The sequence below is a fragment of the Tumebacillus sp. BK434 genome (assembly GCF_004340785.1).
Lineage (GTDB): Bacteria > Bacillota > Bacilli > Tumebacillales > Tumebacillaceae > Tumebacillus_A.
In genome coordinates this window covers 417194-441089 of record NZ_SLXS01000003.1, presented here as the reverse complement: position 1 = coordinate 441089, position 23896 = coordinate 417194, and the positions used below count along the sequence as shown (strand labels likewise).

General features: G+C 61.4%; 25 protein-coding genes and 1 CRISPR repeat array (1 of these 26 only partly in view). Of the genes, 19 read left to right on the top strand and 6 right to left on the bottom strand.

The features are described 5' to 3' along the window. The first annotated feature begins 10 nt into the window (after nt 1-10). The 17 genes from EV586_RS10395 (at nt 11) to cobA (ending at nt 15661) form a co-directional block, all read left to right on the top strand. On the top strand, nt 11-1051 hold the full coding sequence (locus tag EV586_RS10395) for a sirohydrochlorin chelatase (RefSeq protein ID WP_132945026.1): 1041 nt from the start codon (nt 11-13) through the stop codon (nt 1049-1051). Continuing rightward, entirely contained in the window at nt 1048-1833 is a 786-nt protein-coding gene (gene cobK, locus EV586_RS10390) for a precorrin-6A reductase (protein ID WP_132945025.1), read from the top strand. Before EV586_RS10395 ends, cobK begins: the two co-directional genes overlap by 4 nt. Beyond that, nucleotides 1823-2476, top strand: coding sequence for a precorrin-8X methylmutase (locus tag EV586_RS10385; RefSeq protein WP_132945024.1), 654 nt, complete (start codon nt 1823-1825; stop codon nt 2474-2476). The genes cobK and EV586_RS10385 overlap by 11 nt, the downstream gene beginning before the upstream one ends. After that, nucleotides 2473-3582 carry a cobalt-precorrin-5B (C(1))-methyltransferase gene (locus EV586_RS10380; RefSeq protein WP_132945023.1) on the top strand — a complete coding sequence of 370 codons (1110 nt, stop codon included), beginning with the start codon at nt 2473-2475 and terminating at the stop codon, nt 3580-3582. Before EV586_RS10385 ends, EV586_RS10380 begins: the two co-directional genes overlap by 4 nt. Then, entirely contained in the window at nt 3572-4786 is a 1215-nt protein-coding gene (gene cbiE, locus EV586_RS10375; RefSeq protein WP_132945022.1) for a precorrin-6y C5,15-methyltransferase (decarboxylating) subunit CbiE, read from the top strand. Before EV586_RS10380 ends, cbiE begins: the two co-directional genes overlap by 11 nt. Beyond that, entirely contained in the window at nt 4783-5502 is a 720-nt protein-coding gene (cobI, locus tag EV586_RS10370; RefSeq protein ID WP_132945021.1) for a precorrin-2 C(20)-methyltransferase, read from the top strand. Before cbiE ends, cobI begins: the two co-directional genes overlap by 4 nt. Beyond that, entirely contained in the window at nt 5499-6305 is an 807-nt protein-coding gene (gene cobM / locus EV586_RS10365) for a precorrin-4 C(11)-methyltransferase (RefSeq protein ID WP_132945020.1), read from the top strand. The genes cobI and cobM overlap by 4 nt, the downstream gene beginning before the upstream one ends. After that, the gene (locus tag EV586_RS10360) at nt 6298-7389 is read left to right on the top strand and encodes a cobalt-precorrin 5A hydrolase (protein ID WP_132945019.1); all 1092 of its coding nucleotides are present in this window, start codon (nt 6298-6300) and stop codon (nt 7387-7389) included. The genes cobM and EV586_RS10360 overlap by 8 nt, the downstream gene beginning before the upstream one ends. Nucleotides 7390-7393: 4 nt before the next feature. Continuing rightward, a complete protein-coding gene (locus tag EV586_RS10355; protein ID WP_243653007.1) occupies nt 7394-8794 on the top strand; it encodes a cobyrinic acid a,c-diamide synthase CobB in 1401 nt (466 codons plus the stop codon). Continuing rightward, nucleotides 8775-9821 (top strand): threonine-phosphate decarboxylase CobD, encoded by a 1047-nt coding sequence (cobD, locus tag EV586_RS10350; protein WP_132945018.1) that lies wholly within the window; start codon nt 8775-8777, stop codon nt 9819-9821. The genes EV586_RS10355 and cobD overlap by 20 nt, the downstream gene beginning before the upstream one ends. Then, on the top strand, nt 9803-10336 hold the full coding sequence (gene cobU, locus EV586_RS10345; RefSeq protein ID WP_132945017.1) for a bifunctional adenosylcobinamide kinase/adenosylcobinamide-phosphate guanylyltransferase: 534 nt from the start codon (nt 9803-9805) through the stop codon (nt 10334-10336). The genes cobD and cobU overlap by 19 nt, the downstream gene beginning before the upstream one ends. A gap of 113 nt (nt 10337-10449) precedes the next feature. After that, nucleotides 10450-11169, top strand: a complete 720-nt coding sequence (gene cobS, locus EV586_RS10340; protein ID WP_132945016.1) for an adenosylcobinamide-GDP ribazoletransferase — start codon at nt 10450-10452, stop codon at nt 11167-11169. After that, on the top strand, nt 11121-11723 hold the full coding sequence (locus tag EV586_RS10335) for a histidine phosphatase family protein (RefSeq protein WP_132945015.1): 603 nt from the start codon (nt 11121-11123) through the stop codon (nt 11721-11723). The genes cobS and EV586_RS10335 overlap by 49 nt, the downstream gene beginning before the upstream one ends. Next, complete coding sequence (locus tag EV586_RS10330; RefSeq protein WP_132945014.1) at nt 11720-13228, top strand: cobyric acid synthase; 1509 nt, start codon at nt 11720-11722, stop codon at nt 13226-13228. The genes EV586_RS10335 and EV586_RS10330 overlap by 4 nt, the downstream gene beginning before the upstream one ends. After that, the gene (locus tag EV586_RS10325) at nt 13225-13905 is read left to right on the top strand and encodes an adenosylcobinamide amidohydrolase (protein ID WP_165898517.1); all 681 of its coding nucleotides are present in this window, start codon (nt 13225-13227) and stop codon (nt 13903-13905) included. The genes EV586_RS10330 and EV586_RS10325 overlap by 4 nt, the downstream gene beginning before the upstream one ends. A 58-nt stretch (nt 13906-13963) precedes the next feature. Next, entirely contained in the window at nt 13964-14896 is a 933-nt protein-coding gene (gene cbiB / locus EV586_RS10320; protein WP_132945012.1) for an adenosylcobinamide-phosphate synthase CbiB, read from the top strand. Nucleotides 14897-14908: 12 nt separating this feature from the next. Further along, the gene (gene cobA / locus EV586_RS10315; RefSeq protein ID WP_132945011.1) at nt 14909-15661 is read left to right on the top strand and encodes a uroporphyrinogen-III C-methyltransferase; all 753 of its coding nucleotides are present in this window, start codon (nt 14909-14911) and stop codon (nt 15659-15661) included. A 17-nt stretch (nt 15662-15678) separates the two neighbouring features. Here cobA and amrA read toward each other — a convergent pair whose 3' ends face one another. The 4 genes from amrA to EV586_RS10295 all read right to left on the bottom strand — a co-directional run bounded on the left by amrA (nt 15679) and on the right by EV586_RS10295 (nt 20047). Beyond that, nucleotides 15679-17085: an AmmeMemoRadiSam system protein A gene (amrA, locus tag EV586_RS10310; protein ID WP_132945010.1), complete on the bottom strand. Its 1407-nt coding sequence runs from the start codon at nt 17083-17085 to the stop codon at nt 15679-15681. 78 nt (nt 17086-17163) lie between these two features. After that, complete coding sequence (locus tag EV586_RS10305) at nt 17164-17982, bottom strand: ABC transporter ATP-binding protein (protein ID WP_132945009.1); 819 nt, start codon at nt 17980-17982, stop codon at nt 17164-17166. Between the two features lie 20 nt (nt 17983-18002). Next, on the bottom strand, nt 18003-19040 hold the full coding sequence (locus tag EV586_RS10300) for a FecCD family ABC transporter permease (protein ID WP_132945008.1): 1038 nt from the start codon (nt 19038-19040) through the stop codon (nt 18003-18005). Continuing rightward, complete coding sequence (locus tag EV586_RS10295; protein ID WP_132945007.1) at nt 19037-20047, bottom strand: FecCD family ABC transporter permease; 1011 nt, start codon at nt 20045-20047, stop codon at nt 19037-19039. Before EV586_RS10295 ends, EV586_RS10300 begins: the two co-directional genes overlap by 4 nt. Before the next feature lie 203 nt (nt 20048-20250). On the opposite strand from EV586_RS10295, the gene EV586_RS10290 reads away from it, so the two are divergent. Further along, nucleotides 20251-21228, top strand: a complete 978-nt coding sequence (locus EV586_RS10290) for an ABC transporter substrate-binding protein (protein ID WP_132945006.1) — start codon at nt 20251-20253, stop codon at nt 21226-21228. An 81-nt stretch (nt 21229-21309) separates the two neighbouring features. Here EV586_RS10290 and EV586_RS10285 read toward each other — a convergent pair whose 3' ends face one another. After that, complete coding sequence (locus EV586_RS10285; protein ID WP_132945005.1) at nt 21310-21984, bottom strand: MBL fold metallo-hydrolase; 675 nt, start codon at nt 21982-21984, stop codon at nt 21310-21312. Further along, nucleotides 21974-22624, bottom strand: coding sequence for a TetR/AcrR family transcriptional regulator (locus tag EV586_RS10280; RefSeq protein WP_132945004.1), 651 nt, complete (start codon nt 22622-22624; stop codon nt 21974-21976). Before EV586_RS10280 ends, EV586_RS10285 begins: the two co-directional genes overlap by 11 nt. Before the next feature lie 147 nt (nt 22625-22771). Between EV586_RS10280 and EV586_RS10275 the strand changes: the two genes are divergently transcribed. Beyond that, nucleotides 22772-23095 (top strand): hypothetical protein, encoded by a 324-nt coding sequence (locus EV586_RS10275; RefSeq protein ID WP_132945003.1) that lies wholly within the window; start codon nt 22772-22774, stop codon nt 23093-23095. A 753-nt stretch (nt 23096-23848) separates the two neighbouring features. Then, nucleotides 23849-23896: direct repeats of the CRISPR family, unit length 37 nt; unit sequence GTAACATCGTGAGACCCGAGTAGAAGGGGACTGAAAG (it continues 359 nt past the right edge of the window).

Here is a 23896-nt window from a genome sequence, read left to right as displayed (position 1 = left end):
GATGAAGCTGATGAAACATGCGATTCTGCTGGTCGGACACGGCAGCCGCGACCCGGAGGGCAACGAGGAACTGCTCGCTTTCGCCAAACGTGTCGAGGCGGAGCTCGACCGCGAGTTCCCGATCGTCGAAACCTGCTTTCTCGAATTTGCCGCCCCGAGCATCCCGCACGGCATCAACAACTGCGTCGCCCGCGGGGCGGAGCATGTGACGCTGGTGCCGGTGATTCTGTTTGGCGCCGGCCACTCCAAGCTGCACATCCCGCATGAGATCGACGAAGCGAAAGAGCGCTACCCGCACGTCGGCTTCTCCTACGGCAAGCCGATCGGGGTGCATGCGAAGGCGCTGGACATCCTGACCTCGCGCCTCGGCCAAGCCGGATTTGCATCCCCGGCGGAAGGGCGTTCGGACGATGCCGTGCTGATCGTCGGGCGCGGCAGCTCCGACCCGGATGCGAACAGCGATCTGTGCAAGATCGCCCGGCTGCTGTATGAGCAAGTGCCGGTGAAGACTGTCGAGACCTGCTACATCGGCGTGACCGAGCCCGATTTTGCCGGTGGGGTGGCGCGCTGCGTGCAGCTGGGGGCGAAGCGGATCTACATCCTGCCGTACTTCCTGTTCACCGGCGTGCTGATCAAGCGGATGGAAGCGATGACAGAATCATTTTCCCAGCAGTACCCGGACGTGCCGATGGTGCTCGCCGAGTACTTCGGCTTCCACGACAACCTCGTGACGATCCTCCGCGAGCGGGCGGTGGAAGCGGCGAGCGGAGAGACGAAGATGAACTGCGACCTCTGCAAATATCGCCTCGCTGCGATGGAAGACCATCACCATCATCACCACCACGATCATGATCACGACCACCATCACGAGCACCACGATCACGAGCACCACGATCACGAGCACCACGATCACGAGCACCACGATCACGAGCACCACGATCACGAGCACCACGATCACGAGCACCACGACCATGAGCACCACGACCATGAGTACCACGACCATGAGCACGACCATGAGCACGACCATGAGCACGAGGAGGCGCGCAAATGATCCTCCATCTCGCCGGAACGGGCGACGCCCGCGAACTGGCCGTGCTGTTGCGGGCGGCCGGGCATGACCTGACCGCATCGGTCGTCACCGAATCGGCTGCCAACTCGCTGACGGAAGCAGGCATCCCCGTCCGCATCGGTCGCATGACGGCTGACGACATGGCCGCCTACATCCTAGCCAACAACATTCATCTCGTCGTCGACGCCGCCCACCCGTTTGCCGAAGAAGCGCACAAAAACGCCATCGCCGCCAGCAAAGCTTGCGGCGTGCCCTACGTCCGCTTCGAGCGCGAAACGCTCACCTTCGAGCACAACCCGCGCCTGCACTTCGTCGACGACTACGCTGCCGCCGCCGAAAAAGCGGCGGAGCTCAAAGGCAACATCATGCTCACCACCGGCTCCAAAACTTTGCAGATCTTCACCCAAAGACTGCTCGGCGCAGAGGGCGTCACCTTGACCGCCCGTATGCTGCCGCGCCTCGACAACATGGAAAAATGCGCCGAGCTCGGCCTCGAACAAAAATACATCATCGCCATGCAAGGCCCCTTTTCCAAAGAGCTGAACACCGCGCTCTACCGCCAATACAAGACGGACGTCGTGATCACCAAAGAAAGCGGTCAGCAAGGTGCGGTCGACGAAAAAGTGGACGCCGCGCTCGAGCTCGGCCTCCATGTCATCGTCATCGGCCGTCCCAAGCTGGAATACGGCGTCGCCTTCCATGATTTTGACGATGTGCTAGACCATGTCAATGCGTTGCGAGAGGAGATTCCCCATGGACTTTAAAACCGAATTCGTGCCACTCACCGTACAGCCGCAGGAGATCGAAAGCTACAGCTTTGACATCATCACCCAGGAGATCGGCGAGCATCCGTTCAGCGAAGAACAATACCCGGTCGTGCAGCGCGTCATCCACGCCTCCGCCGACTTCGACCTCGGCCGCAGCCTCGTCTTCCATCCGGAAGCGGTGCAGGCGGGCATCGCCGCGATCCGCGCCGGCAAGACGATCTACGCTGACGTCCAGATGGTGCAAGTCGGCATCTCCAAGCCGCGTATCGAGAAATTCGGCGGCGACGTCCGCGTCTACATCTCCGACCCGGACGTGGCGAAGGAAGCGAAAGCGGCCAACCTGACCCGCGCGATCATCGCCACGCGCAAAGCGGTCCGCGAGCAGCCGGACGGCATTTTCGTGATCGGCAACGCGCCGACCGCCCTGCTCGAACTGATCCGCCTGATCAAGACCGGTGAAGCCAGACCGTCGCTGATCATCGGCATGCCGGTCGGTTTCGTCTCTGCCGCCGAGTCCAAAGACGAGCTGGCCAAACTGATCGGCGGCGACGTGCCGTTCATCACCAACATCGGGCGCAAAGGCGGCTCGCCCGTCTCCGTCGCAGCGGTCAACGCCCTGTCGCTGATGGCAGAACGATGAGCGAAGCGGCTGCAGACAAGCCGCTGCGCCACGGCTACACCACAGGAGCTTGCGCAGCGGCCGCGACCAAAGCGGCACTGAGCGCCTTGATCACCGGGCAGCCCGTGGCGAGCGTCGAACTGCTCCTGCCGATCGGCGAGACGGCCGTCTTCCAGATCGAAGACCTGCGCCTCTACCCGGACCGCGCCACCTGCGGCGTGATCAAAGACGCCGGCGACGACCCTGACGCCACGCACCAAGCCCTGATCTGCTCCGAAGTGAGCTGGCTGGACGCGGCGCGCGACGGCGAGATCGAACTGGACGGCGGCATCGGCGTCGGGCGCGTCACCAAGCCCGGCCTGCCCGTGCCGGTCGGAGAGGCGGCGATCAACCCGGTGCCGCGCCGCATGCTGCGCCAAGTGGTCGCCGCCCTGCAAAACGAATACGGCATCAACCGTGGCGTCCGCGTCGTCATCTCCGTCCCCGACGGGGAAGAGATCGCGAAAAAGACGCTGAACGCCCGCCTCGGCATCCTCGGCGGCATCTCGATCCTCGGCACGAAAGGCATCGTCGTTCCGTTTTCCACCGCCGCCTACCAAGCGTCGGTCGTGCAGGCGATCCGCGTTGCCCGGGCGAGCGGCTGCGACCACCTCGTGCTGACCACCGGCGGCTCCAGCGAAAAGTACGCGATGCGGATCTACGCGGAACTTCCGGAGGAAGCGTTTATCCAGATGGGGGACTTTGTCGGCTTCTCGCTGCGCCATTGCAAGCGACAGGGTGCCGCCAAGGTCTCCCTTGTCGGCATGATGGGCAAATTCTCGAAAGTCGCCCAAGGCGTGATGATGGTGCATTCCAAGTCCGCCCCGGTCGACTTTCACTTCCTTGCTGACATCGCCGCCGAGTGCGGCGCCACGCCGGAGATGGTAGACGAGATCCGCACGGCGAACACGGCGTCGCAGGTCGGCGACATCATGCATGCCGCCGGCCACGGCGAATTTTTTGAAAAACTGTCGGTGCACGCCTCCCGCCACGCCTTGCACGAAGTCGGCGGCGGCCTGTGGGTGGAGACGGTGCTGACGACGATGAAAGGCGACATGCTGGGGAGGGCACACATCGATGAACGATAAGATCCACGTGATCGGCATCGGCGATGACGGAGACGTCGCGCCGGAGCAGCACGCACTCATCTACAGATCCAACATCCTGATCGGCGGCGAGCGCCACCTCGCGTTCTTCCCGGACTTCGCAGGGCAGAAGTGGGTGATCAAAGGCGGGCTGAGCGAACTGGTCAAGCAGATCCAAGCGGCCACAGGCACCGTCACCGTCCTCGCCTCGGGCGACCCGCTCTTCTACGGCATCGGCGGCTACCTTGCGCAGAAGCTGGACGGCGTGGTGATCCACCCGCACTTTTCCTCGGTGCAGCTCGCCTTCGCCCGGCTCGGTGTGAGCTGGCAGGACGCCTACATCGCCTCCCTGCACGGCAAGCCGATCAAAGGGCTCGCCCAGAAGATCGACGGGCGCGACAAAATCGCCCTGCTCACCGACGACAAACACACCCCGGCGGTGATCGCCGACTACCTGCTGTCGTTTGGCATGACCGAATACGTTGCGTTTGTTGCGGAAAACCTCGGCGGCCCAAAGGAGCGCTGCGGCCGGTACGAACTGGAAGCTCTGAAAGATCAGACCTTTTCACCGCTCAACGTCGTGCTCCTGTTGAAAAAAGCAGGCCATGCCGCGCCGCGCTGGGGGCTTGGCATCGACGACAGCCAATTTTCCCAGCGCAAACCGGACAAAGGCCTGATCACGAAAAAGGAAGTCCGCGTGCTCAGCCTGTCTGAGCTCAACCTGCGCCCGGACAGCGTCGTCTGGGACATCGGCACCTGCACCGCTTCGGTGGCGATCGAAGCGGCGCGGATCGCCCGCGACGGGGCGGTCTATGCGATCGAAAAAAATGAGCCCGATCTGCAGAACGCCTATGAAAACGCGCAGAAGTTCCGCGCCGACATCACGTTTGTCCACGGCAAAGCGCCGGAAGGGCTGCAGGACTGGCCCGACCCGGACGCCGTTTTCATCGGCGGCAGCGGCGGCGAGATGGCCGACCTGCTCCGGCTCTGCGCTGAGCGCTTGCGCCCGAACGGACGGATCGTGCTGAACGCCGCGACGATCGAAACGCTGTACGAAGCGACGCAGACGTTCGCGCATGTCGGCTTGAGCACGCGCGTGACGCTGTTGCAGACGTCGCGCAGCAAGCCGATCCTGCACATGACCCGCTTCGAAGGGCTGAACCCGATCTATATCATCACCGCGTACAAGGAGGCACAAGAAGCATGACCACGACCACGAAACTCGGCCGCCTCTACGGCCTCGGCGTCGGCCCCGGCGATCCGGAGCTGATCACCGTCAAGGCGTTCCGCCTGCTGAAAGAAGCGGACGTCATCGCCTACCCGAAAAAGCGCCAAGGCAGCAAAAGCTACGCCCACGCCATCGTCGACACCTACATCAGACCGGGCGAAAAAGAGATGCTCGGACTCGTCTTCCCGATGACGAAAGACCCCGACCAGCTCCGCACCTCTTGGGCGCAAACGACCGAGACGATCTGGTCGCATCTGGCGCAGGGCCAAGATGTGGCGTTTGTCACCGAAGGCGATCCCAACCTCTACTCCACGTGGATTCACATGGCGCGGATGATGCAGGAAGCGCACCCGGAAGTGGAGATCACCTCGGTGCCCGGCATCTCCTCCGCCCTCGGCGCGGCGGCGAGACTGGGCATTTTTCTCGCCGACGGCGATGAGCAGTTTGCGATCATCCCGGCGACCGACGACCGCGCGGAGATGAAGCGCGTGCTGGAGACGCATGACTGCATCGTCTTCCTGAAAGTCGCCAAAGTTCTCGACAGCATGATCGACCTGCTCGGCGAACTCGGCCTGACCGCAAAAGCGTCGGTCGTCACGAAAGTCACGTCCGGCGAAGAGCAAGTCTGGCAAAATATCACCGAACTGAAAGGCTCCGAACTCAACTATCTCACGCTGATGGTGGTGCGCAAATGACCCAACACAACACGCTCGAACCGAAAGTTTACATCGTCGGCGCCGGCCCCGGCGACCCCGACCTGATCACCGTCAAAGGCCTGCGCATCCTGCAGCAGGCCGACGTCGTGCTCTACACCGACTCGCTCGTCTCCGAAGACCTGATCGCCCGCGCCAAGCCGGAAGCCAATGTGCAGAAGAGCGCCGGGATGGACCTTGACCAGATCGTCGACCTGATGATCGACAGCACCCGCGCCGGCAAAAGCGTTGCCCGCGTGCATACGGGCGATCCGGCGGTGTACGGCGCGATTCTGGAGCAGATGAGCCTGCTGAAAAAAGCGGACGTGCCATTTGAGATCATCCCCGGCGTCTCCTCCGTCTTCGCAGCGGCAGCCGCCCTGCAGACCGAGCTGACCGTGCCGGAGCTGACCCAGACCCTGATCCTGACCCGCGCTTCCGGCCGCACGCCGGTGCCGGAGCGCGAAGAGCTGCAAAGCCTCGCCGCGCACCACTGCACGCTCGCCTTGTACCTGAGTGCGACGTTGACCAAAAAGGTGATGCGCGAGCTGATCGACGCAGGCTGGAGTCCCGACACGCCGGTCGCGGTCGTGCAGCGCGCTTCGTGGCCGGATCAGCTGATCGTCCGCACGACGCTGGCGGAGCTGGACAACGCGATGCGCGAACACGGCATCCGCTCGCATGCGATGATCCTCGCGGGCTGGGCGCTCGATCCGACTTTGGTCGAACAGGACGGCCACCGTTCCAAGCTGTACGACAGATCTTTCACACACCGCTTCCGCAAAGGGGTACCCGCGCATGAGTAACCCGTACGCCCTCGTCGCGATCACCAAGCACGGGGTGGAGAAGTCTCGCGAGCTGCTGGAAAAGCTGCCGGGCTCCGATCTCTACTACATGAGCAAGTTCGCGCGCGGCGATGAGCAGGAAAAAGGCATCGAGCTGTTCGAAGGCTCGGTGCGCCTGATCCTGCCCGACTTGTTCGCGCGCTACAGCGGCATCATTCTGTTCATCTCGCTCGGGGCGGTCGTGCGGATGATCGCCCCGATCTTGCAGGACAAGAAGACCGACCCGGGCGTGGTGGTGATCGACGACCGGGGTGAACATGCGATTTCCGTCCTGTCCGGTCATCTCGGCGGTGCGAACGAACTGACCCGCCACATCGCGGAGCTGATCGGCGCCTCGCCGGTGATCACCACCGCGTCGGACGTGCAGAAAACGATTCCTGTCGACCTCTTCGGGCGGCAATTCGGCTGGGAGATCGAAAGCTTCGAGCACGCTACCCCCGTCTCGGCGGCGGTGGTCAACGAAGAGCCGGTCGTCGTCGTTCAGGAAGCGGGCGAAACGAACTGGTGGCAGTATGACAGACCGATGCCCGACCACATCCGCCGCGTGACGACAGCCGAAGCGCTGGCCAGTGCCGGGCAGTGGAATGCGGCGCTGGTCGTGACGCATCGTATCTTAGAAGAAACGGAAGCGCAGACCCTGCTCAAAAACGGCGTCCTCTACCGCCCCAAGACGCTGGTGCTGGGCATCGGCTGCAACCGCGGCACGGAGCTTACCGAGATCGAAGCGGTGGTGCAGCAGACGCTGGAAGAGCTGCGCCTTTCGATCAAAAGCGTGCGCAACGTCGCCACCATCGATCTGAAAAAAGACGAAGCGGGACTGCTCGCGCTCTGTGAAAAATATCGCTGGCCGCTGGTGACGTACACACCGCAGGAGCTGAACGAGATCGCGATCCCGAGCCCGTCAGAAACGGTGTTCAAATACACGGGCGCGTACGGCGTCAGCGAACCAGCATCGCTGCGTTCGGCAGGCGGGACGGAACTGCTGCTGGAGAAGAAAAAGGCGGGCAATGTGACGTTGTCCATCGCCCTCGTACCGGGAGGATGACACCATGACAGACCACATCTCCAACCGCCCTCGGCTGGTCATCGGCGGCACGGGCAGCGGCGTCGGCAAGACGACGCTGACGCTCGGCCTGATGGCAGCCATGAAGCGGCGCGGCCTGAACGTCCAAGGCTTCAAATGCGGCCCGGACTACATCGACCCGACCTACCACACCGCCGTCACGGGACGCCCGTCGCGCAACCTCGATACCTGGATGGTCGCGCCCGACGTGATGCGCGAAGTGTTCTGGCGAGGCAGCGCGGGCGCTGACATCTCGATCATCGAAGGCGTGATGGGCTTTTATGACGGCAAAGACCCCAAGACCGACCAAGGCAGCACGGCGGAGATCTCGATGCTGCTCGGCGCGCCGGCGATCTTGCTGGTCAACATCGCCAGCATGGCGCGTTCGGCGGCGGCGATCGTCAAAGGATTCGCCACGCTGACCGAAGGCGTGCAGATCGCCGGCGTCGTCGCCAATCAGGGCGGCAGCGCAGGGCACATCAAGCTGGCGAAGACGGCGATTGAGCAGGAGTGCAGCCTTCCGCTGCTCGGCGGGTTCGTGCGGCAGGAAGGGATCGCGATCCCGGAGCGCCATCTGGGTCTTGTCCCGGCCATCGAGCGCGGGGAGTTGACGCCCTTGTTTGATAAGCTGGCCGACCTCGTGGAAGACGCGCTGGATGTGGACGCGATCTTGAACATCGCACGCTCGGCACCAGACCTTGCGCCTGCGCCCGGGACGATTTTTGGCAAAACGACTGCTGCTGCGCCCGTCACCAAGATCGCGGTGGCGCGGGATGCGGCGTTTAATTTCTACTACCAGGAGAACTTGGAGCTGTTGGAGCAAAACGGCGCCGAGCTTTTGTTCTTTTCACCGCTGGCCGGAGAGCGAGTTCCGGCGGAAGCGGACGGCTTGTACATCGGCGGCGGGTTCCCCGAAGAGTTTGCGGCGGAGCTGGCCGGGCATGAAGCGGTGCGGGCCGATCTGAAACGGCGCATCGAAGCGGGCTTGCCGACGCTGGCGGAGTGCGGAGGCTATATGTACCTCTGCAACACGATCACCGACCGCGAAGGGGCGACCTATGAGATGACCGGGCTGGTGCCGGGAAGCGTGAAGATGCAGTCCCGACTGGCAGCGCTGGGCTATCGCGAAGTGACGGCGCTCGGCGACACCTTCCTTTTTGCCAAAGGGGAGCAGGCGAGAGGGCATGAATTCCACTACTCGACCTTGGCGGAAGAGGGGGAGTTCCCGGCGGCGTACTTCATCAAGGGGCTGCGCGGGGAGAAGGCGGAGGGGTATTGCACGGGTCAACTCGTCGCAGGCTACACGCACCTTTACTTTCCGTCCAACCCGAAGATCGCCGAGCGCTTTGTGGAAGGGGCCAAGCGCTATGGCCAAGCACGGCGGTAACCTGCAGGCGGCAGCGGAGCAGTACGGGGTGCCGCCCGAGTCGTTTCTGGATTTCAGCGCGAACATCAACCCGCTCGGGCCGCCGCAGTTGGTGAAGCAGGCGATCTTGCGCGGCGTGGAGTCGGTGATGCATTACCCCGACCCGGAGGCGTCCGGTCTGCACCTCGCCTTGGCGGAAAAAACGGGTCTGCCGGGCGCCTGCATCCTCGCGGGGAACGGCGCGGCGGAGCTGCTGTTTGCGATCTTCCACGCGCTGCGTCCGAAACGTGTCGGGCTCTTGCAGCCGTGCTTTGCCGAGTATGCCGAAGCGGCGCAGGAGGCGGAGCTGGTCAGCGTGTATGCGCGGGCGGAGGACGATTTTCTGCCGGTGAAAGCGGAACTGCTGGCGGTGTGCGGAGAGGTCGATGTGTTTGTGATCGCCTCGCCGAACAACCCGAACGGGCGCACCGTCCCTCAGGAGTGGCTGGAGGAGCTGGCCGATGTGCTGGCGGCACGAGGGGCGTTTTTGGTGGTGGACGAAGCGTTTGTGGATTTTCTGCCGGAGCGGCGCGTGACGTTGCGTCCGAATGTGATCCTGCTGCGTTCGCTGACGAAGTTTTACGCGATACCGGGCCTGCGCCTCGGTTATCTGCTGGGTGAGCAAAAGCTGGTGGCACGCATCAAGCGTGAACTGCCGCCTTGGTCGGTCAACGTCCTCGCTCAGTTAGCAGGGGTGGCCGGGCTGCAGGACGCGGTGTTCACGGAACGCACCTTAGCCTGGCTGACGGAGGAGCGTCCGTTCCTCGTCGCCGGTCTGCAGCAGTTGGGGGCGAAGGTGTACAGCGGGGAGGTCAATTTTGTCCTCTTTGCGCTGCCGCAGCCCGACCTGGCGGAACGGCTGGGTCGGCGGGGGATCTTGATCCGCAGCTGTGCGGACTATCCGGGGCTGGGAGACGGGTTTTACCGCGTGGCGGTGCGGACGCGGGAAGAGAACCTGCAATTGCTGCAGGCGGTAAAGGAGGAGATCGCATGCCCTACGTGCTCGTGACCGGAGGCGTCCGCTCCGGCAAAAGCGGCTTCGCGGAGCAGCGGGCCGGACTCGACCGGCGTGTGTTATATGTCGCAACAGGCCAGGCGTGGGATGAAGAGATGCAGCAGCGCATCCGCCTGCACCGCGACCGCAGGCCCGCCCAGTGGGGCCTGCTCGAATCCGGCGCTTTGCTCACCGAAACGCTGGTGAACAACATGGACGGCTGGGACTGCGTGCTGGTCGATTGTATGTCGGCGTGGCTGTCTCAGATCCTGATGAGCCGCCCCGAATCGGAGCTGCGATCTGAGACCATCCGCACTCAAATCCTCTCCGAAGCGGAGCGCCTCGCCCAGCTGTTCAGCGACCCCGACCGCCATGCCGTCCTCGTCACCACCGAAACCGGGCTCGGCGGCGTCGCCCTCACCAAGCTCGGCCGCATCTTCGCCGACCTGCTCGGCGAGATCAACCAAGTTCTGGCCGGGCATGCAGAGGAAGTCCATCTTGTGATCGCAGGCAGGGCATTAAAGTTATGAACGATAGTACTCGCAATGATACAAGAAGCGGTCGGGAAGACGAGTCTACAATAGCGACGGCCCGTTCTGCATCGCAGGACGAGGCGTTTCAATCGAAAGAAAAGAGCTCTGCTATGCGACTACACCTCGACGCGTTCTGGCACGCACTCGCGTTCTTAACGCGCTTCCCTGTGCCGAAGCAGCTTGAAGCGGGCGCTTGGCCGCACAGTCCGCCGATGTACCCGCTGGCAGGAGCTGTTCTTGGCTCTGTGCTGGCGCTTGCCGCATTTTTGCTGCAAGACCATCTGCCTTCGATGGTGCTCGCCATGCTCCTCGTTACCGTATGGGTCTATCTCACCGGAGGTCTGCACCTCGACGGACTGATGGACACGGCGGACGGTTTTGGCAGTCAGCGCCCGCGGGAGCGGGTGCTGGAGATCATGAAAGACTCGCGCGTCGGCGCGATGGGCGTGTTGGCGGCGGTGCTGTTGCTGGGCAATAAGGCGGTCTTGCTCGCCCATCTGCAGGGGAGCGACCTGTGGCTCGGCATCTTCACAGCGGTGATCCTGGGACGTACCGCCATGCTCTTCGCGCTGTACGCCTTCCCGTACGCGCGGGCAGAAGGCCTCGCCCAGACGCTGCGCACGCGGCCGCGCTGGTATCGGCTCTGGCCGCTTCTGCTCGCGGTGCCCGGCTTGATTTTGCTCCACTGGACACTGCTCTTCCCGCTCCTCGCAGGCGGGATGCTGATCGCCGCGGCCAAGAACAAGCTCGGCGGGCTGACCGGCGACATTTACGGCGCACTGTGCGAACTGGTCGAAGTCACCGTCCTGTTCGGGTTCCTGCTGACATGACGACGACCCTGCTCTTGATCCGCCACGGTGAGACGGACGCCAACGTGCAGCGCCGCTACATCGGCCGTACCGACGTCCCGCTCAACGCCACCGGGCTCGCCCAAGCTGCCGAGCTCCGCGCCGCCTTCAGTGAACACCGCATCGCCGCCATTTACCACAGCCCGTACCAGCGCACCCTAGCCACCGCCGCGCAACTCGGCGAAGAGCTCCGCGCGGATGAGCGGCTGGCCGAGCTGCATTTCGGCGCCTGGGAAGCGTTGACCTATGACGAGATCTCCGAACGCGATCACCTCTACAGCTGGTACGACGACCCGTGGCATTTCGCACCGCCGGGCGGTGAGACCTTGCAGCAGCTCGATCTGCGCCTCAGTAGTTGGCTGCACGACATCCTCGCCCGGCACCCCGAGCAAACGGTCGCCGCCGTCTCCCACGGCGGTCCGCTGCGCTGGCTGTTGGCGAAATACGCGCACCGCGACACGACCCTGTTTCACACTTTGCGCCTCCCGCCGGGCGGCCACGCCATCCTGAAGCTCTCGGAAGGAGACCTCCGATGAAAAGCCTGATGATCCAAGGCACCTCGTCCGATGCGGGCAAAAGCCTGCTCGTCACCGGCCTGTGCCGCATTTTCCGCGAAGACGGCTACCGCGTCGCGCCGTTCAAATCGCAAAACATGGCGCTCAACTCCTACATCACCCAGGACGGCGGCGAGATCGGTCGCGCCCAAGGCGTGCAGGCCGAAGCGTGCGGCATCGAAGCGACCGTCGACATGAACCCGATCCTGCTCAAGCCGAAAGCGCACATGATCTCCGAAGTCATCGTCCACGGCCGCCACTTCGCCGACATGGAAGCGTTCGCCTACCGCAACGATTTCGTCCCGCAGGTGCTGCCGAAAATCCAAGCGTCGATCGACCGCCTCTCGGAGTCCTTCAACATGCTCGTCGTCGAAGGCGCGGGCAGCCCGGCTGAGATCAACCTCAAAGACCGCGACATCGCCAACATGCGCATGGCTGATCTGCTCGACTGCCCCGTCCTGCTCGCCGCCGACATCGAGCGCGGCGGCGTGTTTGCCTCGATCGTCGGCACGCTCGAACTGCTCGAACCGCATGAGCGCGCCCGCGTCCAAGGCTTCATCATCAACAAGTTTCGCGGCAATAAAGAGCTGCTCGACAGCGGCCTCGTCTGGCTCGAACAGCGCACCGGCATCCCCGTGCTCGGCGTCATCCCGCACTTTGAGCACGACATCGACCCGGAAGATTCGCTGGCCCTCGACGCGCTAAAGTTGAAAAAACGTGACCAGCTCACCGCCGACCTCGACATCGCGGTGATCAAGCTCCCGCGCATCTCCAACTTCACCGACATCTCGCCACTGCAGGAAGAGCCGAGCACCAGCGTCCGCTACATCTCCTCCTTGCGCGGATTCGGCACGCCCGACCTGATCGTGCTGCCGGGCAGCAAAAACACGGTGCAAGACCTGATCTGGCTGCAGGAACAAGGACTTGCCGACGCCATTCGCGCCGCACATGCGAAAGGCACGCGGGTCGCCGGCATCTGCGGCGGGTTTCAGATGCTCGGCGAGCAGCTGCACGACCCGGAAAGCGTCGAGTCGACCTGTGCCACGCTGGACGGGCTCGGCCTGCTCGCCGCCTCGACCACGTTCTACGCCGACAAGCGCACGATCCGCAACCGGGGTCAACTGCTCGGCCCGTTCGCCGGGCATGAAGTCGAAGGCTACGAGATCCACCTCGGCCGCACCGAGCGCCACGGAGCGGAGCCGTTCCTGCAGTTCGCATCGGGCGAACAAGACGGCGCGCGCTCCGCAGACGGTACCGTCTTTGGCACCTACCTGCACGGACTGTTCCAAAACCGCGCCTTCACGCGCCAGTTCCTGAACGGCATCCGCGCCGAGAAAGGGCTGCCTCCCTGCGGTGACGAGGTGACGAGCGAAGCGGAGCGCCGCGAGCAGAGCTACCACAAGCTCGCCGTCCATCTCCGCCAGCATCTCGACATGGATCGCCTCTACCAGATCCTCGGCAGCTGGAACGGGGTGAACCGGACGTGAGCGAGATTCGCCATCACCTGCAGGGCGGCGCGCTGATCGTCAGCGCCGACCGCCCCTTGCACATCGTCAGCTCGTCTCTGTTCGGCGGCGGCTGCCAGCAGAAAAATTACCTCGTCAACGCGCAAGTCCCGCACGGCTACAGCTCCGATGACCCGTGGCAGGATCTGGAGCAGCGCGTGCACGACCTCGGCCTGCCGATCGGCGAGACGGCCGGGATGATGACGGCAGCCGACGTCGATCAGGTGGTCGAAGGATTCGCAATGGGCGACCAATTCCGCCTGCGCACCTTCGTCACCGCCGGTGTCGGCAACGCCGCCCGCGCCGGTGTCACCCGCAAGACGTACCCCGGTTATGTCGCAGGCACGATCAACATCATCGTCGCCATCGACGGGCGGATGACCGAAGCGGCGCTGATCAACGCCGTGATCACGATCACCGAAGCGAAGACGGCCGCGCTGCAGGACAGCGGCATCACCATTCACGACGGCAGCGGGCGCAGCGCGACCGGCACAACGACCGACGCGGTGATCGTCGCCGCCACGCAGGACCCGGAGTACAGCGGCATCCACCAGTACGCCGGGGTCGCGACGGAGCTTGGGGGAGCTATCGCGGATACCGTCTATCACTCCCTGACTCGCTCTTTGCAGCATCAGAGGACACAGCGGGAGCAGATCTGATGCGCTACCGGATCTGTTTGACGAACGTCTCTCGCACTGCCGAAAGGAGGACGCATCCATGACTCTCGCCTTCGCCTACCTGATCGACCTGCTCGTCGGCGACCCGCCCCGGCTGCCGCATCCGGTGGTCTGGATGGGCAAAGGGATCTCCGCCCTCGACCGCCTGCTCGCCAAACGCAGGCGCAGCAAATGGGCAGAGCGTCTGAAAGGCATCTTGTTCCCGCTGCTCCTCGTGGGCGGCGTGTATGCGCTGAGCTACTGGTTGCTGAAAGAGCTCTACGCGCTGCACCCGTGGCTCGGGCTCGCGCTGGAGATCTGGCTGATCTCCACGACCATCGCCGTCAAAGGGCTCGCCGATGCCGGGCGCGGCGTTTATAAGGCATTGCAGGGAGGCGATCTCGCTCTCGCCCGCCAACGCCTCTCGTGGATCGTCGGGCGTGATACCGGGCACCTCGATTCCTCGGAGATCGCCCGCGGCGGCATCGAAACGGTCGCAGAAAACATCGTCGACGCCGTCACGGCTCCTTTGTTCTTCGCACTGCTCGGCGGCGCGCCGCTCGCTTTGGCCTACCGCGCCGTCAACACGCTCGACTCGATGGTCGGCTACAAAAACGATAAATACCTCCACCTCGGCTGGGCGTCGGCCCGTTTGGATGATCTCGCCAACTTCATCCCGGCCCGCCTGACCGTTCCGTTCCTCGTCCTCGCCGCCGGAAAAAAAGGCCGGGACGCATGGCGGCTCGCCCGGCGCGACGCCAAAAAGCACCCGAGCCCGAACAGCGGCTGGGCGGAAGCGGCGGTGGCCGGGGCGCTCGGCATCCGCCTAGGCGGGGAGAACCAATACCACGGCGTGAAGTCGTTTCGTGCCTATCTCGGCGACCCGGTGGAGCCGATCGCACCCGGTCACATTTTGCAGACGATCTCCCTGCTGTATCGGTCGACGGCACTGTATCTGGCATTTTTACTCTTGATGAACTGGCTGATATTCTAGGGGGTTGCTGACATGAAAGTTTATCTGGTGGGCGCGGGTCCCGGCGACCCGAAACTGATCACCGTGAGGGGCCTCGAATGCATCCGGGAAGCGGACGTGATTCTCTACGACCGCCTGGCCAACCCGAAGCTGCTCAAGGAGGCAAAAGAAGGGGCGGAGCTGCTCTACGTCGGCAAACTGCCCGACCGGCACTCGCTGCCGCAGGAGGAGATCAACGCGCTGCTCGTCGCGCAGGCGTTGTCCGGCAAAGTGGTCACGCGGCTCAAAGGCGGCGACCCGTTCGTCTTCGGCCGCGGGGGGGAAGAGGCGCTGGCGTTGCGTGAGCACGGCATCCCGTATGAAGTGGTGCCGGGCATCACCGCCGGGATCGCCGCACCTGCGTATGCGGGCATCCCGGTCACGCAGCGGCACGTCGCGTCCTCCTTCGCCATCGTCACCGGCCACGAATGCCCGGGCAAAGAGCAGTCGAGCATCCGCTGGGACAAGATCGCCACAGCGGTCGACACGCTGGCGTTCTACCTCGGGGTGAAGAATCTGCCCTTGATCTGCGAACAGCTCATCGCGCACGGCCGGGCGGCTGAGACGCCCGTCGCGATCATTCACTGGGGCACGATGGAGCAGCAGGTGACCGTGCAGGGCACCTTGGCGACGATCACCGACATCGCCCGCCGGCACAACGTGCAAAATCCATCGATCATCCTCGTTGGCGAGGTGGTCAACCTGCGCGAACAGCTGCAGTGGTTTGAGCAGTCAGCACTCACGTGAGTGGCTGACTGCCTTTTTTATAGATATCGGGTGACTTGGAAGCGAAACAGCTCCACGCCCGTTTCGTCCTGCGCGATGCCCGCTTTTTCCTTGGCGTATCTTACCTGCTCATCAACTGTGTACACGCCGTCGAGAGCGGGGAGCAGCACGGCGCTGCGGTCGCCTTGGACCACGATCAAGCCATAGACTCGCGGGTTCAGCTCGCTGAGGTCGGTGACCGGCTCGGCCGGCTCCAGCACGTCGACGTTGTAGATCAGCCCGTCCAGCTCCTCTTCCTCGACAGGGAAAAAACGGTCGTCGGCCGTGCCCGCTGCGATCGCGTTGCGGATGATCTCTTCGGCGAGCGACCCGGTCACCGCGTCGACCGTGCCGATGCAGCCGCGCAGCCGGCCCTGCTGCTTGATCGACACGAAGCAGCCCCCGGCGCGCTTCATCTCCGCAGGCATCAAGGCAGGCGGCGCGATCATCTGTTCCTCCTGCACATACGTCTCCAGCGCCGCCCGCGCCAACCGCACAAACGGCGTCTCCGCGGCACGGATCGCCTCCAGCCGCGCCGCCCGCGTCTCCAAAATATGGGGGAGCAGGGAAGCGGCATCGCCGCTGTTCGGCGACATCATGGCCACCGTGTAGCCGACGCCAAACGGCCCTTCATAGGAGAGCAGCTCCGTGAGGAGCGGCACGCGGTCGAACGCGCCGCAGAGCAAAGTCAGCGACCCGACCGTGTCTTCCGCCGCCGCATCCAGCATCGTCTCATCAAGTGTGAGCAGCCGCGCTAAGTCGCTTGCCTGCAAACATTCCTGCAAAACCGCATCAAACGCCACCCCTTCCTCGCGAAACCCCAGCGGAGCGTCGTTCGCCAGCGCATGCGAATTGTCGCCGCTCGCCAGCACCACCGCGCGACGCCCCAGCTTCCGCACCGCCGTCTGCACACAGAGCCCGGCCTGATACAGCATCTCCGCGCTGACCCCGCCGGGGCAGAGCAGCACGATCGGTCCGCGATAGCCCGCTTGCTCGAAAAAAGAGAGCGGGACGCCAGCCCCGTAGTCGACTTCGCTCGCGATGCCAAACTCCTGTTTCAAGCGCTCATCCATCAGGTACAGCGACACCTCACGCTCCGCCGCCTCTTTCACGATCTCATTGGCCAATTCCACATCACTGACATAGGAAAACGTTCTGTCCGACTGAAACTCGCCCAGATCGCCGTGCAACACAGCGCCGCCCATCACCGTCACCGCGTCTTCGAACATCGGCCCGTGCGGCGAGATGACGATCACCACATCGGGGTTCACCCGCACCAAGTCTTCCGCCGCCTGCCGCATCGCGGCTGCTGTGGCGCGCACTTGTTCCGTCTCCTCGCCGCCGATCTCGGGGATGATCAGCGGCGGATGGGGCATCAAGGCGCCCAGCACGATTTTTCCGTCCATAAAAAACCTCCCGACACGATAAGATCACCTCTTAGTGTCGGGAGGGCGGAGGAAAACTATACCAACAGATGGTGCCAGTTAACCGATGGCGACCGCTTGCTCGATGTGCAGGTGCCGGCCTTTGCCAAACGGCACCAGCATCGGAGTGCCGAACACCGGATCGGCGATGATCTGGCAGTCCATGTGGAACACGTCTTTGACCAGCTCGGTGGTGATGATCTCTTCCGGCTTGCCTTGCGCGTAGATCTGTTTATCGGACAGCGCGACGATGTGGTCCGCATAGCGGCAGGCGAGGTTGAGATCGTGCAGCACCATGACGACGGTGCGCTGTTCGTGGCGGTTGAGGTCAAACAGGATGTCGAGCACTTCGATCTGATGAGTCAGGTCGAGGTAGGTCGTCGGCTCATCGAGCAGAATCGTGCTCGTGCCTTGGGCGAGCGTCATCGCGATCCAGGCGCGCTGGCGCTGGCCGCCGGACAGCGAGTCGACCGCCCGTTCTGCAAACGGCGCCATGCCGGTCGCTTCCAGCGCGCCGCGCACCATCTTCTCGTCTTCTTCCGACCACTGCTGGAGCCAGTTTTGGTACGGGTAGCGCCCTTGTTTGACCAGTTGCAGGACGGTCAGCCCTTCCGGCGCGACCGGGCCCTGCGGCAGGATGGCGAGGCGCTTGGCGACCTCTTTCGTCGGCAGTTTGGCGACGGCGGTGCCGTCGAGCAGCACCGCGCCGGAGACCGGCTTCAGCAGGCGGGCCAGCGAGCGGAGCAGAGTCGATTTGCCGCAGCCGTTGCTTCCGATGAAGACGGTGATCTTGCCTTTGGGGATCGCCAGGTTCAAGCTGTCGATGATGGTGGCCTCGCCGTAGGACAAGGTGAGGTTGTGCGTTTTCAACGCCTCCATGAGAATCTCTCCAATCTCATCTATTGATTGCGATGCTTATATAACAGGAAGATAAAGAACGGAGCTCCGATCGCCGCCGTGAAGATCCCGACCGGGACATCGAGCGGTTCAAACGCCAGGCGTCCGATCAGGTCGGCGAGCAGCACGATCAAGCCGCCGAACAGCCCGGCCGTCGGGATCAGCGCGCCGAGCGCCGAGCCGACCAGCTTGCGTGCGATGTGCGGGGCCAGCAGCCCGACGAAGCCGATCGCGCCGCCCACCGCCACCGCCGAACCGGCCAGCGCCACGGTGAACATCAGGAGCAGGAAGCGGTGCTTGTGCACCGGGTTGCCGACGCCGGTCGCCACTTCATCGCCGAGCTGCTGCACGTTGATGCTGCGGGCGAAGACGATCGCCAGAGGAACGAAGACCAAGACCCAGGGCAGGATGGTCAGCACGTTTTGCCACGAAGAGCCGTACACCGTGCCGGCCAGCCAGATCATCGCTTTCGAGGTCAACTGAATCGGGGCGGCGACGATGAGCAGGGTGGTCAACGCGGTCATCGCCGACCCGATGCCGACGCCGACCAGCACGAGCCGCAGCGGCGTGACCCCGTTTTTCCAAGCCAAGACATAGATCAAAAGGGTGACCAGCGCCGCCCCGACAAACGCGGCGAACGGAATGAAATGCACGCTGACCCCTTCAAAAAGCGTGATAAACGCCACCGCCGCCACCGAAGCGCCGCCGGTGATGCCGACGATGTCGGGCGAAGCGAGCGGGTTGCGGATCAGGCTCTGCATGATCGCCCCGGCCACGCCGAGCGCGATGCCGACGAGCAGCGCGACGAGAATGCGCGGCAGGCGCAGATTGAGCACGACCAGCTGCGCGCCAGGGTCGCCGACGCCAAACAGCGCTTTCACCACATCGAGCGGTGCGATGTACATCGCGCCAAGCCCGGTGGAGAGGATGACGGTGGCGAGCACCAGCACGACGAGCACGATCGACAACACGAGCGCCTTGCGGTCGACGAGGAACGACAGCGGCGGGGTGTTCAGACGGAAGTGCATATATTTCTTCATTTCCGGGTCAGCCCCTTTCGTGCCACATAGACGAAGAACGGCACGCCGATCAGCGCTGTCATCACGCCGAGCGGCAGTTCATCCGGCATGACGATCCAGCGCGCCGCGACGTCGGCGGCGAGCACCAGCACCGCCCCGAGCGCCGCGCTGTACACGAGCGCCCAGCGCAGATCGATGCCGACCATGAACCGTGCGATGTGCGGAATGACCAGCCCGACAAATCCAATCGGCCCCGCGACCGCCACCGAAGCGCCGGCCAGCAGGATGATCAAGAGGCCGGTGACGCCTTTCAGGAGCGCGGTGCGCTGCCCGAGCCCTTTCGCCACGTCGTCGCCCATCATCAGCGTGTTGAGCTGCCCGGAGATGAGCAGCGTGCCGATCCAGCCGACGCCGAGGTACGGCAGGACGGAGGTCAGGAATTCCAGCTTGCGTCCGGCGACCGAACCGGCCAGCCAGAACAGCACTTCCTCTAAAGCGCGTTCATTGACGACGAGCATCCCGTGCATCATCGACGAGAACAGCGCCGTCATCGCCGCCCCGGCCAGCGTCAGTTTCAGCGGCGTCAACCCGTCGCGGCCAAGCGCGCCGAGCACATAGACGACGATCCCGCTGACCGCCGCGCCCAAGAATGCGATCCAAGCGAACTGCGACAGCGAGTTGACCGAGAAAAACGTAATTGCCAGTACAATAAAAAACGACGCGCCCGCGTTGATCCCAAAGATGCCCGGGTCGGCCAGCGGGTTGCGCGTTAACGTCTGCATCAGCACCCCGACCATCCCAAGCGAAGCCCCGACGGCGACGGCGATCAAAGCGCGCGGCACGCGGACCTCCTTGATGACGATCTGTTCATTGGTACCGGAAAAATTCGTATAAGCGTCGACCGCAGTCTGCCACGAGGTGTCCATCACGCCAAAGACGATGGAGATGAACATTAGACAGATGATCAAAGCGATCAGCCCGATCAGTCCTGCGACTTTGCCCAAAGGTTTCGGCAGCAGTACAAACATAAGTAAGAGTCCTTCTTCCTGAGAATTGATGAATGTCTCGATGTCAAAACGACGATACGTACTAAGTGTAGGAAAAGGCGAAGTTCCTGTCAATGAATTTGAGACTCATTATCATTTGTCAAATTCACCTATTGACAAGATACGCGGCGGCAGGGTAGGATATGGCTGTAAATGAGAATCATTTTCAACGAGGGGGAAACACAATGTTTTCGAAAATGAACCGGCTGAAAAAGTCCGGCTTCACCATGTTCACCGTACTTTTATCTTCTATGCTCATCCTGTCGGGCTGCGGCTCCAAGACGGAGGAACAAAAGCCGGCTGGAGAGCCTGCGAAACAAGAAGTTACATACACTGTGAAACACGCGATGGGCGAAACTGAGATCAAAGGCACGCCGGAGAAAGTGGTCGTCCTGACCAACGAAGGCACCGAAGCCCTGCTGGCGATGGGTGTCAAACCGGTCGGCGCTGTCAAGTCCTGGACGGGCGACCCGTGGTATGCGCACATCAAGTCGGAGATGGAAGGCGTGCAAGTGGTCGGCGACGAGTCCCAGCCGAACCTGGAAGCGATCGCAGCCTTGAAGCCGGACCTGATCATCGGCAACAAGATGCGCCAAGAGAAAGTCTACGAACAGCTGAAAGCGATCGCGCCGACCGTCATGTCGGAAGATCTGCGCGGCAACTGGAGAAAGAACTTCACCCTGTACGCAGAAGCGCTGAACAAGAAAGCAGAAGGCGACAAGGCACTGGCGGCATGGGATGCACGCGTTGCTGAGTTCAAAGAAAAAGCTGGCGACAAGCTGAAGACCGAAGTTTCGATGGTTCGATTCATGGCTGGCAAGACCCGCATCTACTACAACAACACCTTCTCCGGCATGATCTTCAAAGAGCTCGGCCTGGCGCGCCCGGAAAAGCAGAACGTAGAAGATTTCGCAGCAGAAGTCGGCAAAGAGCGCATTCCGGAAATGGAAGGCGACATCCTCTTCTACTTCACCTACGACACCGGCAACGGCGAAGCGAACAAAACCGAGCAAGAATGGCTGAACGACAGCCTCTTCAAGAACCTCAAAGTTGTCAAAGCAGGCAAAGCATACAAAGTTGACGACGCAATTTGGAACACCGCTGGCGGTATCAAAGCAGCGAACCTGCTGCTGGATGACCTCGGCAACTACCTGCTGAAATAGCACTTCTTTATATAGGAAGAAAAAGCCCTTGCCGCGTGCAAGGGCTTTTTGTTCAGGTCGAAAGGTTTGCAGTACATTTCCTCACTTGCTGCCCGCGTTTTCCCTCAGATAGCGATCCACTTGTTCTGCAGGGTTCATCACCGGCCGGCTATGGCAAATTTCTAAGCGCTTGGGCTGCAGCTCCTTGAGGATCGCACTGCTACGCACCGCTTCGGCCATGTCTGCCGTGAACATCGGCATCGGGCGTTTGAGCAGACCGTGCTTCGAAGTGAAAAGATCACCGGCCAACAGCACACCGTCTTGTTCGTGAAAGTACACCACATGACCCGGCGAGTGCCCCGGAGTCAGATACGGCTGTAAACTGCCGACTGCCTGCAAGCTCTCCTCGTCCTGCGAAAGCGTCTGCACCAGCCCCTTCGGCAACCCGGCTTCCGCTTTTTTACGGCGCGGATACGGAAGTTCGCCTTCCAAGTAGGGCATTTCAATGGCGTGTGCAGAGACTGGCACTGCGTGCTGTTTCAGAATCGCCTGCACCGCCCCGACATGATCGCCATGACCATGCGTCAGCACAATGCGCTTCAGCGGACCTGCGTTCAACTCCTGCAGAAACTTGAGAATTCCTTTCGCCATGAAGGGCATCCCGGCATCGACCAGCGTGACCCCATCCTTCTCGACCACGACCCAGACCCGCACCGTGAGGATCACCAGCCATGATTTTAAGCACCAGATGTGATCCGAGACCTGTTCAATTTTCATTCGCCTTCCACTCCCTTTCCAGCGTTTGTTGAAACCCGGCCAGCATCACGTCCACCGCAAGTTCAAACGTTGAGCCCAACCGCTCGAGTAACATGTCATCCGTTTCGTCAGATCCCAGATACGTTCCCACGATGCCATGGAGCGTATAAAAATAGATCCGCGCATAGGCCAGAATCCGTTCCTCCGCCACCTGACCCGGCAAGCACATCTTGATCGCGCTGCGCAAACAATCAAACAGCCGGTTTCGCAGCCGCTGAACGGCCAGTTCCTGCTCCTCCACATCCACCCGCGACGCCCGTGTCATAAAGAGAATGTTGTACAGACTCCGCTGTGTCAGGTTAAAGCGGATAAACTCCCGCGTAAACGTCCGCAGCCGTTCTGCAGGCGGCAGGCTCTTTTCCTGCAAAATCTCCTCAAACCGCTCTAACAACGCCTGCAGCGGCCCCATCGCCAACTGATGCAAGAGCGCCTCTTTGTCCTTAAAGTACAAATAAATTGCAGTATGCGAGCAACCTGCCTCTTTGGCGATCTCCCGCATTGTAACCTTTTCAAAACCCCGCTTGGCAAACAATTGACCGGAGGCGAGGATAATCGCCTGTTTCGTTTCCTCAGCACGAAGCTCTTTTTTGCTTCTTGGCAATCGACTCACCTCTTTATAACCAATGGTTAGTAACCGTTGGTTATAATATAGAATATGGAAAGGCAGGGTGTCAAGAATTTCAGGTAATCCTGAGCCTCTCTAACGACTGGGGCGTTTCTTTGAGCAGCGTGAGGGAATTTTCCACTTATGGCCGAGGACAATGAAGGATTAGAAACCAACAAAATTGAATTATTGGACAAAAGTTTTCAAAAACGAAATATGCACCGAACTTCATCTCTCTGGACGTTCAAGAAAGTGTTTGTGTTGGCGGCAGTGGGACATACAGTGATCATGACTAACTCAGTACAAATCAGGGTATTGGTTGGTGGTGCTCCCTTTGAACAAGTATGGATTACCATTACCATGCAACTATCAAGAATAGTACAACGGGTGCTGATTACACTTGGTATAAGCATGCAAGATTTACTTTGTCGACCCGATCAAAGGGTAAAGTCACCACCTGGACAGTAATAGAGGGGTGCCCGATTGATATGAAAATCCTTATTTTAGGCTATATTGCTTTTGTGATTATTAGAAACTTCTCTGCAAAGCAACGTGATAAAAACCTTTTCCTGAAGTCTATACTTGAGATACTTTTCTTTAGCATATTTGCTTGTTTGATTGATATTCTTTTCTTTTAAATAAGAAGTTCCCCTAGGATACAGGAGATCAGGTTGTAGCCGCTTAATTTCCCGGTTGGGGAATCAGAGTGTCATCGCAACTGACAAATGGCTTTTTGCCGAGCCTGATGACCCAAGAAGATATTCTCTGCGCGTGCGGCAAACAGCCATAAGCAATCTGTTACCAACAGTGTTTGACTTGTCGATGGTACTCATCTTCTACTTCATCTGTGACACCGGCAACGGGTAAGCAAAATAACGAACAAGAATGATTGAACGGCAGCGATATCACAGCAGCGAACCTGCTGCTGGATGACTTCGGCAACTACCTACTGAAATAGCACTTGTATTAAATTAGGAAGAAAGAGCCGTTGACTCGTAAAAGAACTTGATTTCCTTTTTCTTCAGACCAACCATTCATTGTAACCCAAGATTGGATACTGTATTCTATAGCTGGGAAATATAAGGATAGGCACAAGGTTTTCGAGGATCGAGCCACTTTTTCTACAGAAAATGAATCCTCGAAAAACGCAGTTGCCCAAGCCCGCTCTAATGTCTTCGGAACCCGCTCCAGTATTGTGTTTTTGTTCGACCATCGAGGTCGGTAACATCGTGAGACCCGAGTAGAAGGGGACTGAAAGTCGCGAGCTTT

Coding starts and splice junctions, on each gene's coding strand:
- cobA (WP_132945011.1), top strand. CDS start 14,909: ATGAAAGTTTATCTGGTGGGCGCGGGTCCCGGCGACCCGAAACTGATC.
- cobD (WP_132945018.1), top strand. CDS start 8,775: ATGGCCAAGCACGGCGGTAACCTGCAGGCGGCAGCGGAGCAGTACGGG.
- EV586_RS10305 (WP_132945009.1), bottom strand. CDS start 17,982: ATGGAGGCGTTGAAAACGCACAACCTCACCTTGTCCTACGGCGAGGCC.
- EV586_RS10285 (WP_132945005.1), bottom strand. CDS start 21,984: ATGAAAATTGAACAGGTCTCGGATCACATCTGGTGCTTAAAATCATGG.
- EV586_RS10385 (WP_132945024.1), top strand. CDS start 1,823: ATGGACTTTAAAACCGAATTCGTGCCACTCACCGTACAGCCGCAGGAG.
- EV586_RS10355 (WP_243653007.1), top strand. CDS start 7,394: ATGACAGACCACATCTCCAACCGCCCTCGGCTGGTCATCGGCGGCACG.
- cobI (WP_132945021.1), top strand. CDS start 4,783: ATGACCACGACCACGAAACTCGGCCGCCTCTACGGCCTCGGCGTCGGC.
- amrA (WP_132945010.1), bottom strand. CDS start 17,085: ATGGACGGAAAAATCGTGCTGGGCGCCTTGATGCCCCATCCGCCGCTG.
- EV586_RS10360 (WP_132945019.1), top strand. CDS start 6,298: ATGAGTAACCCGTACGCCCTCGTCGCGATCACCAAGCACGGGGTGGAG.
- EV586_RS10330 (WP_132945014.1), top strand. CDS start 11,720: ATGAAAAGCCTGATGATCCAAGGCACCTCGTCCGATGCGGGCAAAAGC.
- cbiE (WP_132945022.1), top strand. CDS start 3,572: ATGAACGATAAGATCCACGTGATCGGCATCGGCGATGACGGAGACGTC.
- cbiB (WP_132945012.1), top strand. CDS start 13,964: ATGACTCTCGCCTTCGCCTACCTGATCGACCTGCTCGTCGGCGACCCG.
- EV586_RS10300 (WP_132945008.1), bottom strand. CDS start 19,040: ATGAAGAAATATATGCACTTCCGTCTGAACACCCCGCCGCTGTCGTTC.
- cobS (WP_132945016.1), top strand. CDS start 10,450: ATGCGACTACACCTCGACGCGTTCTGGCACGCACTCGCGTTCTTAACG.
- cobU (WP_132945017.1), top strand. CDS start 9,803: ATGCCCTACGTGCTCGTGACCGGAGGCGTCCGCTCCGGCAAAAGCGGC.
- EV586_RS10380 (WP_132945023.1), top strand. CDS start 2,473: ATGAGCGAAGCGGCTGCAGACAAGCCGCTGCGCCACGGCTACACCACA.
- EV586_RS10395 (WP_132945026.1), top strand. CDS start 11: ATGAAACATGCGATTCTGCTGGTCGGACACGGCAGCCGCGACCCGGAG.
- cobK (WP_132945025.1), top strand. CDS start 1,048: ATGATCCTCCATCTCGCCGGAACGGGCGACGCCCGCGAACTGGCCGTG.
- EV586_RS10290 (WP_132945006.1), top strand. CDS start 20,251: ATGTTTTCGAAAATGAACCGGCTGAAAAAGTCCGGCTTCACCATGTTC.
- EV586_RS10295 (WP_132945007.1), bottom strand. CDS start 20,047: ATGTTTGTACTGCTGCCGAAACCTTTGGGCAAAGTCGCAGGACTGATC.
- EV586_RS10275 (WP_132945003.1), top strand. CDS start 22,772: ATGGCCGAGGACAATGAAGGATTAGAAACCAACAAAATTGAATTATTG.
- cobM (WP_132945020.1), top strand. CDS start 5,499: ATGACCCAACACAACACGCTCGAACCGAAAGTTTACATCGTCGGCGCC.